We start from the raw sequence: 13,296 nt of genomic DNA, 5'->3' as shown, positions 1-13,296 counted from the left end.
TTTACCCCTCTCTGCAGTTAGCGAAACATTACGAGATACTTGTTCGGAATCGGCAGTTGGGCCAAGGCCGCATAAAGACTATTCAGCCGCTCCACGCTTGTCCCGCGTTCAAGGAACAGGAACAGCTCGTCATACCGCTGCTCCGGGATATTGTACATAAAGTTGCGAACAGTAGGATCATCCGGACTTTCGTACGCAAATGCATTTTGAACGGCATATGTTTCCTTTGTTGCCGGATGAATCGGGCTTCTTGTCGTTGACTGATACCAAACCCCATCGCCCATAGAAGCGGCAATCATCATCGGCACGTACATAAACTCGCCTGTTCCCATACACAAGGTCGTACCCTTACGATATTGCTGCAAAAACTGGCCCAGCTCGCGAAGCGTGTCATGCAATTGACGCTGCTGCTCGGAAGTCATGCCAAAGCGTCCAGTTTGCTGCAAATACGGCAAGGTATTCACAAAGCCTGTCTGATCGATGGAAGAAAAGGACAGTTTGGTTAGCGCAGCGGTCTCCAGCGTGATGACAGTCGGCTCAGCTTCTGGTTCGACAAAGGCAGGCTTCGTCTGCTCAGCCTGCTGTTCGCCAAGAACGCCGTTCACCTCAATCTCTCCCTTAATCAGCGAGATGGCTGTGATCTCGATACCCAGCTCGGCTTCAAGCTCCAGAAACTTGCGGTGATCGTCAGGCGAGCGCCAATCCAATAAGGAAGCAACAATGTATTGCTTTCTCGGAAAATGTTGCTGAATCTCGCGAATGATGTTAAGCGCTGTTTTGCCTGTCGTAATCTCATCATCTACTAATACGATAGGACACGCAGAATGTAGCAAGTTTTTATCCAATGGATAAAAGTGATGGGCTACTGCGTGAGAATGCTCTTCTTCAAAAGCAATCGTGGACGGAACCTCTTTGATCAGCTCTCTTGTTGTATGGATGTATTCTGCCTTGCTGCCAAAAGAGCTGAACATGCTGTGTCCAAGCGCAGTGGCAGTCTCGGCAAATCCGATGAATAACAAGGGCTCGGGTAATTCGAGGGGATGTTGCAGCAGTTTGTGAAGAATCTCTTCGCTCTTCTCCTGCTGAATGATACCTTGCACGATCGCCGGAAGATCACTGACTTCTTGAGAATAAAACTCTTCAAGGAGACGTGCCGCCAATGCCATACCGCTTAGCACAGACGCTGACGGCCGCACGGGCAAATGCTTTCCCAGAACCTTGCTGACAAACAGGAAGCTTCGTTTCTTATTGATTCGGGCAGCCATTTGGAATAGCGCTTCCAATGGAAGATGGTACGGATTTTGTCGAACGTGGATGGTGATATTTAAATCACCGAGAATATTGAAACTGGATATTTGCTGTTCGAGCGAGCAGGTTGATAAAGTTGTTATGCTCATGGAACACCCCGTACACTTTTGATTTGATCATTATTTTTTTCGCCCAGCTCGTATGTGGCTTGATTTCGTTCATCTTGTTAGCGTAGTGACTTTTCGTTACTCCGTTTGTTTGGCTTTGCAGGATTGCCCTGGCGTCCTCGTACTCTTCGCGTGTAATCACGGCAAGTGAGTGGACAATTTTGATATGGCTTGGGTGGATGATCGTTTTGCCAGTCAGACCGTTTTCCTTGTCCAGCAATACTTCTTTGATCAGCCCATCTTGCCATTGATTCAACAATTGCTGGCGAAGTCTGCGCCCTGATGCGCCGCCCAGCTTTTGTTCAAACGGAGACTGGCGGAGCTGTGGTTTGAGCAACCTTTCGCCGTTGCTGAAATACTCCCAGACTGGACCAGATACGACGTATTCACTGCCCTGTCGTGTAAACATGTTCACAATGTCGCCGATGCAATCGCGAATCGTGGAAATCTCATAAATAGACACATCTGGTCCACGGCGCAATCCGAACAGGCTGGAAAAATCGGTTGCTCCCATGCGCACGTTCAGGACGAGGTGCCGGTATTTGTCCAAAATTTTTTTGATCGACAGCAGCTCGGCTGTTCGGGATTCTCTGTAAATAATGTCGGCGGACTCCAGAATCGGCATGCCGTACACAGGGAAAGGAACGTATCGGTTGCACGATTGCAGCGCTTCCAGATACTCCTCAGCGTTGCGGCTTGTAAACTTCGGGAACACAAACCCAGTCAGGCTGATCAAATCCTCTTGCAGTTCTTCCACAAGTCGGTTCATTTGGTGGACATCCCGGACACGCACGAACATGATCGGTATATCGTCCTGCTGGATCAAGCCGTTTCGTAGACGGCTGGAAATATCACGGACCTGCCGAATCAGCGATTGCTCTGCCTCGGTAACCTCATGATCGCCGATAGCGTCTTCCAGGCAGATGACCATGGAGACCAAGCCCTCGTGTTTTTGCGTCATTACATCATGAGAGATGGTGGTTCGTATGGCGGGCATGTAGAGTGTAGCTCCCAACGCGTGGGCTAGCACTTCCTTCTCGGTGTTTCGATTGATCGGAAGGGGGTGTACACTGAATAATTCTTCTTTTTCGTTCTCGAGCAAGTAATCAAAATGCCTCATAAAAGAAACGGCTCCCCTCTTCATCCCAACTCGCCATTGATAAAAAACAAGACTGCCCCCTTGGCCCGAGGCAATCTCGCTTGTTACAACTGGAAATCAGCTGGATTCAAATTAACGGTTTGGCAGATTTCCCGAACGATTATTTTCTCTTTTTCGTCAAAATCACCGTCAGCGGCACCGATTGCGCAACAGACGCCGATAAGAATTCGCGCTGCTTCTGGGTTATTTTTTAATTTGCCGATTGCCTTGAGTGCTTCCATCTTCCCGACGCCGTGGTCAAATTCAAATCCACTGACAAAATGGTTGAAGCGGCTAATTACATCGTTCATATCAAAAACTTTCAATTCTTCACTTCGATTGATATAAGAGGCCATCTTTTGCTTTTCAGAGGATTCAATGTGTCCATCAGCGGCGGCAACCAATGCGCATCCGGCAACGACTGCATCCATGAAGTCACGATTCTGAAACTTCTTTACCTGGTCTCGCAAGGATGCTTGTGTGTTTTTAAGCCAATTCGTAAATGTGCCAGAAAATGACATTCTATTACCTCCATCGACAAATTTCTCACTTATACGTTTATTCTACAATCTTACATCAATAGATATATTTTGGCAAAAGAGATACATAATATGTAAATGTTCTGGTTCCCATAATAAATGAATCCATTAGGTCCGTTAAAACGATCCCGAATGAGGGGAAGGTTGTGCTTGACAGTATGAAGAAAAGTTAGAATAAACTATGGATATCTATTCGATCAATTCAGCGCGTGAAGCGGGAAATAGGTGATCACCAAATGAGAGCAAACCGGATGGAAGCGTTTAGCGATGGCGTGCTGGCAATTATCATTACGATTATGGTACTAGAATTCAAAGTACCAGAAGGCCACGACTGGCATTCGTTAATCGAACTAGGTCCAAAAGTTCTTAGTTATATCTTCAGTTTCGTTTATGTCGGCATTTACTGGAACAACCATCATCATCTGCTGCATATGGTTCGCACAATGAACGGGCGGCTCATGTGGCTGAATTTGAAATTGCTCTTCTGGCTATCCCTTATTCCGTTCACGACCGCATGGATGGGGGAAAGCCAGTTTGCGCCCACTCCGATGGCATTGTACGGGATTATTCTTCTGCTTGCAGCGATTTCTTACAGAATGCTTCAGCTCGCAATCATTAGCCAGCATTCTGGAGATTCTGCATTCGTAAAGTCAATGGGCAGAGACTGGAAGGTGAAAATATCTCCTGTTCTCTATTTGCTCGCGATATTGACCGCGTATGTGGGTCCATGGATATCCGGCTTCTTTTACGTACTCGTTGCAGCGATTTGGGTCGTGCCGGAAAAGCGAATCGAGCACATTTTGAGAAGCGAATAATTGGACCCGAGAAAAGTATGGGAAACGGAAAGAGGTCTCCAAACCGGAGACTCTTTTTTTCAAGTGCTGTTGTTACAGACAACCCAGTAGGCCATATCATAAGGGAGGATGACCGACATGGAAAATGCCCTCGATAAGAGGGCATTTCGCCGATGAAAGCTGATTGGATTCGTTGTCATACCAGCGTAGAACCGCCATCTACGACGATGACCTGACCGGTGGAGTATTTCTCACGCATTAAATAGAGAAACGCTTCGGCCGCGTCCTCGGGTTCGCCCACTCGCCCAACAGGGAGGGATTTCCCGACAGTCTCGCACATGGTATTTCGTTCTTTCTCAGGAATATTGTCCCATAACTCAGTACGCATGAATCCGAAACGTATGGCGTTGACGCGAAGTGGACTCAGTTCGACGGCTAGCGCCCTTGTCAGGGACTCGATAGCACCACAAATGCTAGCTGCGATCGTCAATCCTTTTGGAGGCCGAACTGAAGCGGTGCCGGAAACGAAAATCATGGAACCATTCTGCCTGATTTTCTCTGAGCCATATTTCGCTGCCATAACTGCCCCCCAGTACCTGATGGTAAAGAATTGGCGTGCCTTGTCCATGTCAACCGTGTTGAGATTTTCGGGCTGAAATGGCTCTCCAGCGGTGAAGACCAAGTGATCGAATTCACCAATACGGCTGAAAAATACGCGAATCTGCTCCTCATTGGATAGATCAACCACATATCCTTCCGTACCTTTGGGGAGACGCGAAACAGCATCGTCCACTCTCTCTTTTCGACTGGATACTACAACAACATATGCCCCTTCCCGCGCAGCGGCTTCCGCTGTCGCAAATCCCATTCCAGAAGTTCCTCCGAGCAGGATAACACGCTTGCCTTTCAAACTACTGCAAAATTCCAGATTTCCCATAAGATCGTCCTCCATCTCTGTAGGTGATGAGTCGATTATAATCAGCTTCATAAATTGACAAACAGCTCTGTATTTACAGTACGATTCGGAAAAGTAGTATAAATCCTAGTAGGATATAGAGGTGTATGATCGTATGAATGATGAAAGAAGGCGAAGGGAGCTAGCTGATTTTCTCCGGACCCGTCGTTCCCGCCTTTCCCCGCAAGAGGCGGGATTACCTGTTGAAACTGCACGTCGTCGTACGCCTGGTCTAAGGCGGGAAGAAGTGGCGACTCTGTCAGGGATTTCTTTGCCATGGTACACGGCACTGGAGCAGGGGAGGGATATTCAGGTGTCGGAACAAGTGCTGGAGAGCTTGGTGCGGACGCTCCAACTCAGCCATGACGAGCGCAATCATTTGTTTGTATTGGCTAATTGTTCTGTAGTTCCATACGTCACAGTAGGCGAATCAAATTCTCCAGCCCTGCAACAAATTCTCGACAGGATGGGGAGCTACCCTGCCTATGTCATCGATAGACACTGGAACGTAACAGCGTGGAACAAAATGACAAGTACGCTTTGCGGAGACTTTCATCAGATAGCAGAGATCGAGAGAAATATACTTTGGAGAGTCTTCATGATGAAGGATACAGAGGCTCGCATTGTGAATTGGGAAAACGTCGCCACGATGCTGTTGGCTCATTTTAGAAGCCGATATGCCTTGTACATGAATGATTCGTGGTATCGGGAATTCGTTGACAAATTGTGTGAACAGAGTGAGGAGTTTAGAGTGTGGTGGCGAAGACATGATGTATCCGGGACTTCGAAAGGGGAAAAAGTGATACATCATCCTAAAGCTGGCCTGTTGAGTTTTCGTTACCATTCTTTTGCCGTACCTGAAAGTGGTGACCTCGTGATGAGGGTATATACACCAATCGAAAATACGGGGACTGATGAACAGTTAAAAGATCTAATAGGCGAGTCTCGTTTAGCATGAAGCAACGCTATTTAATAGAGACTGGATTGGCAAGATGAAGGGGTGAAGCAAATGGAACAAGAGCTCATTGCTTTAACGTGCGGAGTATGCAAAGGCGTATCAGAGCGCATTAGGATGGAAAGTGAGCTGTTTGATATTGCTGGCTTCGAAAATGACATTATGGAATGGTCAGATTTTGAAAACGAAGTTCCCCTGTTGGATGAGCGACATTGGCTGCGTTCCAATCGCCCGCCTGAGCGAGGTCAGGTTAGAACGGTGAAGGTCTCCCATCCTTTTCATATGAGGATGGGAGAACCCTTTTGGATCATGTACACGCCGGTACTCTCCAGTTTTAATGGCTGGGATTCTTATCCGGAAGAGATTGAACAATCTTCTTTTGTACAGTGTTCCATTGAACGTGTCATTGAGCGGAATGAGTTTACAGCTTGGCTGTGCGTAAAGATTTTAGATGTATGGATGATTAAGGATTACAACGAGAGATTTCCAGAGAGAGATGGAAGAGAAGGTTATTTAGAGAGTTTTGATATGTTTGGAGATCGCTACATATTCAACTACGAGAACTGGCTATTTATTAGTGCTGGTTCGCAGGGGAATATCGGCGTATGGGGACTCGTAAAACGAATAGATAGTCAGTACCATATGCTCGTATATGGATATTGGGACTTTCATACGAATAATGCTTATGGAGGAAACATCCTGCTGCCTAAGGATCGAATGGATAGATGGCTCAAGCAGGCGATGGAGAAAGAAAAACCCGTTTGAAATGATGGAGTGATATGGATGAGAGCGTATATACAGGCAAACAAAAGTGGAGAATTCTACAATGTAAATGCATTTATTGCTTTTGAAGGTTTCACTTCATTAGGATGGGAGATCATTAAGTTCCATGATGTTCATGAAATAAAAGAAAAGAATCCAGAAGACGTAGTAGTTGGCGGTATTGGCAACGTGAGAAAACGTCTTGAAATATTGGGGATAGAAAGAAGCCAAGGAGAAATAGATTATCCAGATTCTTTATCTAGTTATTTTGGCAGGAAAATATGGACTTCAACTATTCAACAGCTTTTTGAAAATAAACAGGATTGGAATGTTTTTGTAAAACCGAAAGACATAACAAAAAAATTTGCTGGAAAAGTGGTAAAAGAATATAAAGATTTTATAGGATTGATTGAACAGGATGAGGATACGAAGATTTGGTGTTCGGAAATCGTTGATTTTGTGACGGAATGGCGTTGCTTTATACGATATGGAGAAATACTTGATATTAGGCAGTATAAAGGTGCCTGGGATTCAAAATTAGATCTACGTATTATAAAAAGTGCGGTTAAGGATTATATTGATGCGCCAGCTGCCTATGGTTTAGATTTTGGAATTGATCGAGATGGGAATATGAAGCTGGTAGAGATTAATGATGGTCATTCTCTAGGGACATATGGAATCGCTTCTTTAAACTATGCGAAGTTTCTCTCAGCCAGATGGTCAGAATTAACTGGGACGAAAGACTATTTAAGAAGCTTATAGTTTATGATGCGAACTATGCCTGAGAGTGTTCAGCCGTTATTTTGTACCCGCCCCCCTACAAGGCATGTGCCGTTACCAGGTCTAGTGTCCCTACATAGGAATAAGCAGATGAGAAAAGCTTACTCCATGGACGAGGTTGGTGAACATTCGATGGCACAAAAACGGAAAAAAGCAGGTACCCGATTGACCGGAAGGATCGTGTTGCCGGGTGACCGGTCTTACAATGCGGCCAGAATGGAGTTCAACAGGCGCTTTTCCAAGTTTCCACGGGTCATCGTTTTTTGCAGACGAACGCAGGATGTGATCAGCGCAGTCAAATGGGCTCGTGAGCGGGGCGTACGGCTGCGAGCGCGGAGCGGACGGCATAGCTATGAGGCTTTTTCAGCTGTAAATGGCGGGATTATCATTGATGTGAGCGAGATGAATCAGGTAAAGGTGGATCGCAAGAAAATGGTGGCCCACGTACAGTCAGGAAATCCGCTTGCCCGGGTGTACAGGAAGCTGTGGAATGAGCGCGTGGCACTCCCGGCTGGGACTGCGCCCGACGTGGGCGTTGCGGGCCTTACCACGGGCGGTGGGATTGGACTTTTGTCGCGCAAATATGGCCTTACCTGCGATAACCTGAAACAGGTGAAGATGGTGGTAGCATCGGGACGGCGTGGGGCGAAGACGATCATCGCAAATAAGAAGAAGCATTCCGATCTGCTCTGGGCATCACAAGGTGGTGGGGGAGGGAACTTTGGCATTGCTACAGACTTTACGTTTCGGGTTCACCCTATCCAGGATGTCTCCATCTACAGCATTACCTGGAAATGGCGCGATCTGGAGAAGGTATTCCCGACTTGGCAGCGCTGGGCACCGTCTGTCACAAACCGCCTAACCTCAACCATAGAGGTGGCTGCTAAGCAAGTGGGAACCATCGTGTCTACCGGGCAATTCCTGGGCGGTGCAGAGGAGCTGCGGCGATTGATCAGACCTTTGCTGCAAGCGGGAACTCCAGTGAAGGTGATGGTGCGGACAGTGCCTTTCATCGAAGCAACCAGATTTTTTGCCGCAGCGGATCTGAATCTGGAGCCGAAGTTTAAAATAACCGGGGCTTTTGGTTTTAAACCTTTGCCTCGCCAAGGAGTACGGATCATCCGCAATTTCCTGTCGAAGGCGCCCAATAGGCATTCTACCGTGTGGAGTCAGAGCTTGGGTGGTGCAGGAAGCGCGGTGAGCCGGATATCCCCGATAGCAACGGCCTATCCTCATCGAAAGGCAGAGACGATCTATGAGCTGTCGGCGCGATGGAGGAACAACAGCGAGCAGCAGCGGAGTATCCAGTGGGTGAAAAGGTTCCGTAGAGCGCTACGTCCTTTTGTCGTAGGAGATTATGTGAACTTCCCTGATTTGCAGATCAAGAACTGGCCTGAGGCGTATTATGGTGTGAACTTTGCCAGATTGAAGCAGGTGAAACGAAAGTACGATCCGTATAATGTGTTTCGTTTTGCCCAGAGTATTCCGGTTGGGAAGAAGAGAGCAAAATGATAAGGAAATCAACAAAAGGAGCATGCTGTGGCGTACTCCTTTTTACATTTTTGTCGATACGTTCATGAAGCTAAGTCTTGGGAGGAGAGTGGTCTGGAAGTGGAGCATATTAAAATGAAGTCATTTTGTATCGAAAACGAGAAGGAAACGAATCGATAGGAGAGAGAATAGCCATGCATGATAAGCAAACTACGGTGCCAGACCACACGGCGGTGCGGGTCGCGTTGTGGCGGGCGTTGCACGCACAGATCGATTCTCAACCGCATGTACTAGAAGACGAGATCGGTCTGCGACTGGTGGCTCCGGAAGACGACTGGCGCCAACGTCCCGACATGGACCCAAAGAGCACCAGCGGGTTTCGAGCATCTATCGTGGCTCGTGCTCGCTTTATTGAGGATTTGGTCACCGAACAGCTCGGACAAGGCGTCACCCAATACGTTATCCTCGGCGCTGGCCTCGACACCTTTGCTCAGCGACGACCGGAAATCGCCTCTCAGATGCGGATTTTCGAGGTCGATCAGCCAGACACGCAGGGTTGGAAGAAGCAACGCTTGAACGAGCTGGGCTTTGGCATGCCCGAGTGGTTACGACTCGTACCCGTTGACTTCGAGGCAGGCTGGTCCTGGTGGGAGCAACTAAAGGACTCCGGCTTTGAAGCTAGCCGACCAGCGGTGGTAGCATCCACTGGCGTCACCCAGTACCTTACGAAGGATGCGATTATGGCTACGCTGCGCCAAGTAGCGACGCTTGCTCCAGGCTCCACGCTGGCTATGACGTTTTTGCTGCCCTTTACCTTTACAGAAACGAAGAAACGTCCCGAAGTTGAAGAGGCAGAAAAGGGAGCGCGGTCAAGCGGGACGCCTTTCATCAGCTTTTTCACACCGCCGGAGATGCTGTCATTGGCCCGCGAAGCTGGTTTCCGAAAAGTCCAGCATGTATCCTCGGCAGAACTTAACCAGCGCTACTTTACCGGCCGCACCGATGGTCTTTCGCTGCCAAGCGGAGAAGAATTCCTGATAGCCACTACATAGAGTGATAACTTCTATTGATAAGCTACGTTGTCTTTCAGATAAACGTAGCTTTTTCTATGGCAACTGTATTTCTCTGTCAAAATCTATATGCTAAATTATGGAAAGGTTCTATTTGAATGTCAGAGAAGAAACTGACTAGGAGAGGAATACTTCTTGGCAAATCATTCACCCAAATACCCAATAAAAAAGAGCCATATCCTACTATTACTCGGGTTTTTACTCATCATCCTATCTGGTGCGCGGATTTTATGGATGGAATCGTTTCGTGATCAACAAGCGGACATTAAGAATGGGCTATTCGATTTGCGTGATTGGAATGCAGAAGGTGGCGACACTCTCTTGCTAGATGGAGAGTGGGAGTTTTATCCCTCTCAATGGCTGATGGATGGCAGACGGCAACAAGGTGTAAACGAGAAGGGGCAAACGCTTATTCAGGTTCCGGGAAGATGGAATGAAGCTTTGCACACAGACAAGTCAACTCCCTATGGATTTGGTTCTTATCGCTTGCGGCTGTATGTAAATCCAGAAAAGGACCTGAATTATAGCATTCGTGTACCCAGCGTGCGCACGGCATCGGAATTATACGTAAACGGTCGTTTGCTTGCGAAATCCGGGCAGGTGGGCGAGTCGGAGGATGAATATATTGCGAAGAATCTTCCTTATTCTTCAACCTTTACGGCAGACGAAAACGGCGTAATCGACATCGTCATTCAGGCGGCAAATTATGTGGATGGTCGAAGCAGCGGCATTGTTCGATCCATTAAATTTGGTTCAGAAGAAGCCATTGCAAAGGAAATAAAAGTCTCCGTTTCTACGCAGCTTCTGGCAGCCATGATATTTCTCATACATTCTGCTTATGCGTTTATTTTATTTTTACTAGGAGATAAGAAAAAGAATCTGCTGTATTTTTCTTTGCTGACATTTTGTATAGCGCTTACTAGCGTGTTAAGCAATGATGAGAAGCTGTTCCACCAATTATTTTACATCGGCATTGAGTGGGATTTTCGATTAACGAATTTCGCCCTCGTCATTGGGGCCTATGCTTTGTTGGAGTGTATGAATCATCGCGAACTTCCTTATTGGAGCAGGGTGTATCCTGTATACAGGGTGATGAATTTTGGGATTGCTGGCATTACGTTGTTTTTAGACCCTGATCAGGTGACGATGTTATTTCCAGTTTATTTTCTGGTGGCCGGTATTGCAGCAGTGATCACGTTGATAACCATCCTTAGGAAATTGATCAAAGATATCAAGGGCAATCTTTTACTGCTTTTTTCATTTCTTGCGTTGCTTCACCATTTTATTTGGTCGTTAATCTGGCGGGAAAGCGGCATGAGTCTTGTCTACTATCCATTTGATCTGATTATTTCAATGGGGTGCTTAGCAACGGTATGGTTTAAGGGTTATTTCATCATGCATGCCAACACAAAAGAAATTGCTGCAACCTTGCAAAGAATGAATGACCATAAGGATCAATTTCTGGCCAACACTTCACATGAATTTAAAAATCCACTACATAGCATTCTGAACATGTCACAGTCCGTTTTAAATCGGGAGCGACATTTGTTGCAGGAAAGGAGTATCAAGGAGCTTGAAACGGTTTTATCTGTAGGAAGACGGCTGACCTTGATATTAAATGATTTGATTGATGTGATGAGTTTACAGGAAGGCAACCCCCGCTTACAGAAAAAAGCCATATGGATTCAGCCCATCGTGACCGGGGTACTTGATATGCTGCAATTTAACGCAGATGTGAAGTCTGTAAAAATCGTAAATGAAATCCCTGAAGATTTTCCTCCCGTACACGCGGATGAGAACCGGGTGATTCAAATCGTTTTCAATTTACTTCATAATGCTATGAAATATACGAATGAAGGGATCGTTTCCATTCAAGCGTTTGCCAAGGACGGCAGGGCTTTTGTTGAGATTCATGATACAGGGATCGGAATGGACGAGGACATGAAAAAGCGCCTGTTCCACCCGTATGAACAAGCCAGCACAAGCGAGACCATGATTGAAGGTGGCTTTGGGTTAGGTCTGAGTATAAGCAAGCAGCTGGTTGAGCTCCATGGAGGTACGTTGGATGTGTCCTCCGTTTTAGGGAAAGGCTCGACATTTACCTTTTCGTTACAGCTGGCACATATGGAAGCGGAGGAAGAGGTAGCTGTTTCTCGGTCATTCGAACCGTCAGTCGTACAACCTATGCCGATTCAGGAAAAAGCGGAGAGCTCTTGGGCTACGAAACCAACAACTTTATTGGAAGTAAATCGCGATCGTCCGCGCCTGTTAATTGTGGATGATGACCCTGTTAACCTTCAGGTGCTGGAAGCCATACTACCTCCAGACGAATATGAGGTAACAATGGTGACCAGTGGGAAGGAAGCATTAGCCATATTGGATACAAGGGAATGGGATCTGGTCATCTCCGATATTATGATGCCGCAGATGTCCGGTTATGAGCTGACAAGAATGATCCGCGAGCGGTTTACACTCACAGAGCTCCCTGTTTTGCTCCTTACCGCGAGAAGCCAACCAAAAGATATTCAAAGTGGTTTTTTAGCGGGAGCAAACGATTACGTGACCAAACCAATAGAGGGAATGGAAATAAAATCGCGGATCGAGGCGCTTACTACGATTAAACAATCCGTCCGGGAACAACTGCGATTAGAAGCTGCATGGCTGCAAGCGCAAATCCAGCCTCATTTTTTATTTAATGCGTTGAGCGCGGTAACAGCTTTAAGTGACATTAATTTGGATAAGATGCGCGATTTGCTTTACGAGTTTAGCAATTTTTTGAGGAATAAATTCAAATTTGAAGATATGGACGGGCTTGTTCCGATCGAAACGGAGCTAAGTTTGGTGCGCTCTTACTTGTATATTGAAAAGGTTCGGTTTGAAGAAAGGCTGCAAGTTGTTTGGGAGATAGATGACTGTGAGGATGTAAAAATCCCCTTTCTTACGATCCAGCCTCTCGTTGAAAATGCGATCAAACATGGTGTGATGAACCGCATTCGTGGGGGGGAAATTACGATTCGGATTTCTGTTCAGGAAACGCATGTGGAAATAACCGTTGAAGACGATGGGATCGGAATGGACGAAGATCAAATACAACGACTGTTGGAAAGAAAAGCAGATAGCAGGTCAGGAGTCGGATTGATCAATACCGATCAGCGGTTAAAACGGCACTTTGGAACAGGGCTTCATATCGAAAGTAGGCAAGGTACAGGGACAAAAGTAACTTTTCATGTACGCAACAAGTTGAATAGCAAGAATTTGAGTGAAAAACACCCCGATTCCTTATCGTAGGATCGGGGTTCTTTGTTGTTTTCCAACGATTAGTAAAACTTATGATGACAATAACGAATTCCAATTGCTCGGGTTCTACTCACTGTGGTAGCTTAAAGTAAATAATCAT

11 protein-coding genes are annotated in these 13,296 nt (G+C 46.6%); 7 read left to right on the top strand and 4 right to left on the bottom strand.

The genetic code is table 11. The features are described 5' to 3' along the window. Positions 1-17 precede the first annotated feature (17 nt). From HP401_RS22610 to HP401_RS22600, 3 genes are all read right to left on the bottom strand, one after another. A complete protein-coding gene (locus HP401_RS22610; RefSeq protein ID WP_254457150.1) occupies positions 18-1,397 on the bottom strand; it encodes a phosphoribosyltransferase family protein in 1,380 nt (459 codons plus the stop codon). Next, positions 1,330-2,535 (bottom strand): HpcH/HpaI aldolase/citrate lyase family protein, encoded by a 1,206-nt coding sequence (locus HP401_RS22605; RefSeq protein WP_015894023.1) that lies wholly within the window; start codon positions 2,533-2,535, stop codon positions 1,330-1,332. The genes HP401_RS22610 and HP401_RS22605 overlap by 68 nt, the downstream gene beginning before the upstream one ends. Positions 2,536-2,618: 83 nt before the next feature. Further along, on the bottom strand, positions 2,619-3,074 hold the full coding sequence (locus HP401_RS22600; protein WP_015894022.1) for a tellurite resistance TerB family protein: 456 nt from the start codon (positions 3,072-3,074) through the stop codon (positions 2,619-2,621). Between the two features lie 254 nt (positions 3,075-3,328). Here HP401_RS22600 and HP401_RS22595 point away from each other — a divergent pair, with 254 nt between their 5' ends. Continuing rightward, entirely contained in the window at positions 3,329-3,907 is a 579-nt protein-coding gene (locus HP401_RS22595) for a TMEM175 family protein (protein WP_173606602.1), read from the top strand. Between the two features lie 175 nt (positions 3,908-4,082). On the opposite strand, the gene HP401_RS22590 is transcribed toward HP401_RS22595, so the two are convergent. Continuing rightward, entirely contained in the window at positions 4,083-4,823 is a 741-nt protein-coding gene (locus HP401_RS22590) for an SDR family oxidoreductase (RefSeq protein WP_173606601.1), read from the bottom strand. Positions 4,824-4,956: 133 nt separating this feature from the next. On the opposite strand from HP401_RS22590, the gene HP401_RS22585 reads away from it, so the two are divergent. The 6 genes from HP401_RS22585 (at position 4,957) to HP401_RS22560 (ending at position 13,187) form a co-directional block, all read left to right on the top strand. Beyond that, positions 4,957-5,799, top strand: coding sequence for a helix-turn-helix transcriptional regulator (locus tag HP401_RS22585; RefSeq protein WP_173606600.1), 843 nt, complete (start codon positions 4,957-4,959; stop codon positions 5,797-5,799). 51 nt (positions 5,800-5,850) lie between these two features. Beyond that, on the top strand, positions 5,851-6,561 hold the full coding sequence (locus HP401_RS22580; RefSeq protein ID WP_173606599.1) for a hypothetical protein: 711 nt from the start codon (positions 5,851-5,853) through the stop codon (positions 6,559-6,561). A gap of 18 nt (positions 6,562-6,579) precedes the next feature. After that, a complete protein-coding gene (locus HP401_RS22575; protein ID WP_173606598.1) occupies positions 6,580-7,320 on the top strand; it encodes an ATP-grasp domain-containing protein in 741 nt (246 codons plus the stop codon). Between the two features lie 150 nt (positions 7,321-7,470). Next, positions 7,471-8,850 carry an FAD-binding oxidoreductase gene (locus tag HP401_RS22570; RefSeq protein WP_173606620.1) on the top strand — a complete coding sequence of 460 codons (1,380 nt, stop codon included), beginning with the start codon at positions 7,471-7,473 and terminating at the stop codon, positions 8,848-8,850. 125 nt (positions 8,851-8,975) lie between these two features. Then, positions 8,976-9,881, top strand: a complete 906-nt coding sequence (locus HP401_RS22565) for a class I SAM-dependent methyltransferase (RefSeq protein ID WP_254457149.1) — start codon at positions 8,976-8,978, stop codon at positions 9,879-9,881. A gap of 153 nt (positions 9,882-10,034) precedes the next feature. Next, complete coding sequence (locus HP401_RS22560) at positions 10,035-13,187, top strand: hybrid sensor histidine kinase/response regulator (protein WP_173606597.1); 3,153 nt, start codon at positions 10,035-10,037, stop codon at positions 13,185-13,187. Positions 13,188-13,296 lie beyond the last annotated feature (109 nt).

The sequence above is a fragment of the Brevibacillus sp. HB2.2 genome, assembly GCF_013284275.1.
GTDB lineage: Bacteria > Bacillota > Bacilli > Brevibacillales > Brevibacillaceae > Brevibacillus > Brevibacillus brevis_D.
Note: the sequence above shows the minus strand (reverse complement) of the source record. Positions and strands in the feature narration are given on the sequence as shown.

Excerpts from the sequence above, each read along its gene's own strand:
- HP401_RS22600 (WP_015894022.1), bottom strand. The coding sequence starts at position 3,074 with ATGTCATTTTCTGGCACATTTACGAATTGGCTTAAAAACACACAAGCA.
- HP401_RS22595 (WP_173606602.1), top strand. The coding sequence starts at position 3,329 with ATGAGAGCAAACCGGATGGAAGCGTTTAGCGATGGCGTGCTGGCAATT.
- HP401_RS22570 (WP_173606620.1), top strand. The coding sequence starts at position 7,471 with ATGGCACAAAAACGGAAAAAAGCAGGTACCCGATTGACCGGAAGGATC.
- HP401_RS22610 (WP_254457150.1), bottom strand. The coding sequence starts at position 1,397 with ATGAGCATAACAACTTTATCAACCTGCTCGCTCGAACAGCAAATATCC.
- HP401_RS22590 (WP_173606601.1), bottom strand. The coding sequence starts at position 4,823 with ATGGGAAATCTGGAATTTTGCAGTAGTTTGAAAGGCAAGCGTGTTATC.
- HP401_RS22580 (WP_173606599.1), top strand. The coding sequence starts at position 5,851 with ATGGAACAAGAGCTCATTGCTTTAACGTGCGGAGTATGCAAAGGCGTA.
- HP401_RS22585 (WP_173606600.1), top strand. The coding sequence starts at position 4,957 with ATGAATGATGAAAGAAGGCGAAGGGAGCTAGCTGATTTTCTCCGGACC.
- HP401_RS22605 (WP_015894023.1), bottom strand. The coding sequence starts at position 2,535 with ATGAGGCATTTTGATTACTTGCTCGAGAACGAAAAAGAAGAATTATTC.
- HP401_RS22575 (WP_173606598.1), top strand. The coding sequence starts at position 6,580 with ATGAGAGCGTATATACAGGCAAACAAAAGTGGAGAATTCTACAATGTA.